This window comes from Atribacter sp., assembly GCF_035418125.1.
GTDB classification, from domain to species: domain Bacteria; phylum Atribacterota; class Atribacteria; order Atribacterales; family Atribacteraceae; genus Atribacter; species Atribacter allofermentans.
The window spans coordinates 1-4,386 of sequence record NZ_DAOLQM010000097.1; the positions used below are offsets into that span (position 1 = coordinate 1).

The window sequence follows — 4,386 nt, forward strand, 5'->3', positions numbered from 1 at the left end:
GCACTCGCTTGGGGTGCGAGTGGTCGGCGGTTCAAATCCGCTCTCCCCGACCAAGTCTTCAGTTTTTTAAAAACCAATAACAGAACACTTCTGCTCAAGGAGGATTTATAGGTGAGCTCTCAATCACTTTTTAGCCTAAAAGATGAAGTAGCTGTTGTTACCGGAGGCGCTCAAGGTTTGGGTGAACAAATGGCTATTGGTTTAGCTGAAGCCGGTGCCCATGTGATTATAGCCGATTTAAATCTGGATAGCGCCAAGAAAGTTGCTCAATCACTAGAGAAATATGGCGCTAAAACCATGGCAGTTCACGTCGATGTGACTCAAAAACCTTTAGTTGAAAATATGGTGGATGAAATCGTCAAAAAATTTCAGAAAATCGACATCCTAGTCACTTCAGCTGGTGTAGGTCAATGGGTTCCAGCAGTTGATATGCCTGAATCCGATTGGAAGCGGGTTATGGATATTAATTTGAATGGAACATTTTTTTGCTGTCAATCAGTTGGCAAAAAAATGATTGAGAAAAAGAAGGGGAGCATCGTTACCATCTCATCCATGTCTGGTCTTATTGTGAATACTCCTCAATGCCAATCCCACTACAATACTTCTAAGGGTGGAGTGATCATGCTAACCAAATCATTGGCTTCAGAATGGGCACCTTATGGGGTTAGGGTGAATTCTATTGCACCTGGCTATATGAAGACACAATTGGTTGCCGATCTGCTCCTTGAATATCCTGAATATGCTGAAGCTTGGACCAAACTGGTTCCCTTTGGTCGTTTTGGAAAACCAGAGGAGATGAAGGGACCCTGCGTGTTCCTGGCTTCTAACGCTTCGTCGTTTGTCACCGGAAGTGTAGTGGTGATGGACGGAGGATATACTATCTGGTAAATTAAGGGAGGTGATTTATTCCAAAAAATGAAAAGAAGTTTGTTTTTGTAAAGTTGTGCAAACGTTATCAAGAAATATTTTTATAGGAGGGAAATTAATTGAAAAAAGCATTAGTATTATTCGTAAGCTTGTTAGTGTTAACTCTTTTTACCACAGCTTTTGCCGAAACTATGGTGAGTAATCCCGATTGGTGGAAAAAGGCGGGTGAACCCTATAAGGGAGTAACCATTAAAGGAATTTCAGAAAGCACTCCCCCATCGAAAGCTGCGATGGAAGTTGCCGCACCTCAGTTTGAAGAACTGACCGGAATTAAAGTGGTATTTGAAGTAACTTCTTGGGATGAAATGTACAACAAAGCCATCCAGGATATGCAGACTGGATCGGGTATTTATGATTTTGTCTATGTCGAACAGGATATCGTTTATTCATATCTCCCTCAAAACTGGTTAACTAATCTTACTCCGTTTATGAATAATCCAGCTATTACCGATCCTGGTTTTGATTTAGCTGATTTTACCAGTTTTATCGATAACTTTAAGGATGGAGAGGGGAATATTTATGGTATTCCTTTCGAAGCATTTTTAAAGTCTTACGTTTACCGAACTGATCTCTTTGGAGAGCCTGAAATTCAGGCAGCTTATAAAGCAAAATACAACAAGGATTTAGCTGTTCCAACCAATTGGGAAGACTATACCAACATCGCTAAATTCTTCACCGAATATGGGAAAGAAAAGGGCATTGAACTCTATGGTCATATAGCCCAGGCTAAAACTCATCCCTGTGTTGCCTATGAAATATGCGAGACGATTTGGCCAGCGATGGGAATTTATAACTGGGGGATCAACCTGGAGAATATGCGAGCAACCAAGGCCAATGGTGGTTTAGTTGATAGCGATGAAGCCAAGGCCGCCTTTAAGTGGTATGTAGATATGCTGCAGTGGGCACCTCCTGGAGTTAAAACCTATACCTGGGATGAAACTGCTGCAACCTTTGGTGCTGGTAAGGTAGCCCAAGGGATTATCTACCTTGAAAATCTCGGTTGGTGGTCAGATCCAGCCCAGTCTGAAGTGGCTGGAAAAATTAGTGTTGCATTGCCGCCAGTCACCGAAAAAGCTTTAGCCGATGCCAAATCAGGTGCAGGCTATATTGGATACTATGATGGTGGAGCATTAGGTATCCCTCATAGCTCAAAGAATAAAGAAGCAGCTTGGTTGTTTGCTCAGTGGGTTGCTCGGAAAGAGTGGCAGGGTGAATTCGCTAAGCTGGGAACCAGAGTAGTGAGAAATTCAACTTTTGAAGATCCAATTGTCATAGAATTGGATCCACAGATGGGTAATTATTTCACCTTCCTCAAAGAACAAGGTCCACTCTTCAGGGGTGCTCCTGCGCTGCCAATGCATAGACCGCTAAATGACCTTTACCTCAAATGGGTATCCAAAGCAGTAGCTGGAGAAATTTCTCCTGATGAAGCGCTCGATAATTTAGCCAAAGAAACCGACGAGCTCATGGAAGAACTGGGTTACTAATAGCGGAGGATCAATTGAGAGGAAAACAGAAACAGGTGTGGGGTCTTTTGACCCCCACCCTCATTTTATTGATTTTTCTCGGAGTCGTCCCAATAATTTATATTTTGTATTTGAGTGTTTATAAATATAATGTGTTTTCTAAGGTAGGAATGGTTTATACCGGTTTTAATAATTTTCGAAAACTGGTATTTGATCCGGATTTTTTAAAGTCCTTACGACTGGGGCTTACCTACGTTATCCTCTGTGTAGCCATTGAACTTCCTCTTGGTTTAGCTTTTGCCAATCTTCTCACTTATGAATATAAAGGGAAGGGAATATTTCGAACTATCATGACTCTTCCTTTGGCTATGGCTCCTATAAGTATTGGAGCGATATGGGTGCTTATGACCAATCCCGACTTTGGTCCCTTAGCCGTTTATTTGCGAAATATTGGCATTGATTTTAATATCGGTAACAATGCCAATCAAGCTTTTATAGCTACGATATTGATGGATATCTGGCATTGGACTCCTTTTGTTACTCTTACCTTTATGGCAGGTTTATCGTCCCTTCCCAAGCAACCTTTTGAGGCAGCATTGGTTGATGGGGCTTCAAAATCGCAAACTCTCCGTTATATTACCTTACCCCTATTACGCCCAGTTCTTTTTACTACTCTCTTTATCAGGATTATGGATACTTTCCGAGTTTTCGATGAAGTATGGATGCTTACCAGCGGCGGACCAGGGACTGCAACTCGCTATGTCAGCATCCATGTGGTTCGTGAAGTTCTCCAATCAATGAATTACGGCTATAGCTCAGCAATGTCACTTTTTTTGCTTTATTTAACCATTGTGGTTTGTTGGCTCCTTATAACCTTTATTAATGTTTCACAGGAGAGTGGCTAAATGAAAGCATCAACCAAGAAAACCACCCGACTTTTTTTCATATATTTGATTTCTATTTTGATAGCCATTGCAACACTTTTCCCGATTTATTGGCTTTTTGTGGTATCAGCTCGTACCAAAGTGGAAATATTCGCTGGCCCTAAGCTTTTCCAAACCAGTTTTTATGCGGTTAATTACATTAGGCCTTTTTTGCATGATGTTTTTGGGAAATATCTACTCAATTCCCTCATAATCGCCAGTGGGAATACCCTTTTAGTGGTAACCTTTGCGGTCCTTTCCACTTACGCTTTTTCCCGGTTTCGAGTTCCAGGATCGAGCAATATTTTTTTCTGGACGATTACCAACCGAATGGCCCCTCCGGCAGTTTTTATTGTGCCCTATTTTTTAATATTTACCCGTTTGGGTTTGAGAGATACCCAAATTGGTATTATTCTTCTTTATTGTATTTTTAATCTTCCTTTTGCTATTTGGCTTTTAAAGGGGATGATGGACGCAATACCCCGGGAAATGGATGAAGCAGCCTATATTGATGGTTGTACCTTCTGGGGGGTTTTAACTAAAGTGATACTCCCCCTGGCTCGTCCAGGAATAATGACAACTGCAATTCTGACCTGGATATTTGCTTGGAATGAATATCTATTTGCATCAATTCTTACCAGTGTGAATGCTCGAACGATTACAACTGGTTTGGCTTCTTTTGTTACAGTTATTGGGACCAACTGGGGAGAAATGGCAGCGGTTTCTATGGTTTGTTTGATTCCTGCCGTCATTTTCATTGGAATTGCTCAAAGGCATATAGTTGCTGGTCTAACTTTTGGTGCGGTTAAGGATTAGGTGGAAAAATATGAGAATATTCCCTTTTAAAACCAACTTATGGGATCGAGTATTTTTAAGTATTGTTATTATGTTTGCCGTTCATTTATTCTGGGTTCGTTTTATTGAAACCTATGCTCCTTTATCAATTGCAACAGTGGGAACACTGGTATTTACGGCTTTTGTGATAATTTTTGGGTAGATCAGAATCGATCCTCATGCCACTTTCATGGCACCAGATGAGGATGAAAATAGTTATCTGAATCCTTCATTGC

General features: G+C 41.1%; 5 protein-coding genes. All 5 read left to right on the forward strand.

All coding sequences use genetic code 11. The features are described 5' to 3' along the window. The first annotated feature begins 111 nt into the window (after positions 1 to 111). The 5 genes from PLK24_RS06210 to PLK24_RS06230 all read left to right on the forward strand — a co-directional run bounded on the left by PLK24_RS06210 (position 112) and on the right by PLK24_RS06230 (position 4,313). Positions 112 to 888: an SDR family NAD(P)-dependent oxidoreductase gene (locus tag PLK24_RS06210; protein ID WP_324477346.1), complete on the forward strand. Its 777-nt coding sequence runs from the start codon at positions 112 to 114 to the stop codon at positions 886 to 888. A 98-nt stretch (positions 889 to 986) separates the two neighbouring features. Next, the gene (locus tag PLK24_RS06215) at positions 987 to 2,414 is read left to right on the forward strand and encodes an extracellular solute-binding protein (RefSeq protein WP_324477348.1); all 1,428 of its coding nucleotides are present in this window, start codon (positions 987 to 989) and stop codon (positions 2,412 to 2,414) included. A 14-nt stretch (positions 2,415 to 2,428) separates the two neighbouring features. Then, complete coding sequence (locus PLK24_RS06220; RefSeq protein ID WP_324477350.1) at positions 2,429 to 3,298, forward strand: carbohydrate ABC transporter permease; 870 nt, start codon at positions 2,429 to 2,431, stop codon at positions 3,296 to 3,298. Continuing rightward, entirely contained in the window at positions 3,299 to 4,132 is an 834-nt protein-coding gene (locus PLK24_RS06225; protein ID WP_324477352.1) for a carbohydrate ABC transporter permease, read from the forward strand. It abuts the gene before it with no gap. A gap of 10 nt (positions 4,133 to 4,142) precedes the next feature. Continuing rightward, a complete protein-coding gene (locus PLK24_RS06230; protein ID WP_324477355.1) occupies positions 4,143 to 4,313 on the forward strand; it encodes a hypothetical protein in 171 nt (56 codons plus the stop codon). Positions 4,314 to 4,386 lie beyond the last annotated feature (73 nt).

Excerpts from the sequence above, each read along its gene's own strand:
- PLK24_RS06225 (WP_324477352.1), top strand. The coding sequence starts at position 3,299 with ATGAAAGCATCAACCAAGAAAACCACCCGACTTTTTTTCATATATTTG.
- PLK24_RS06230 (WP_324477355.1), top strand. The coding sequence starts at position 4,143 with ATGAGAATATTCCCTTTTAAAACCAACTTATGGGATCGAGTATTTTTA.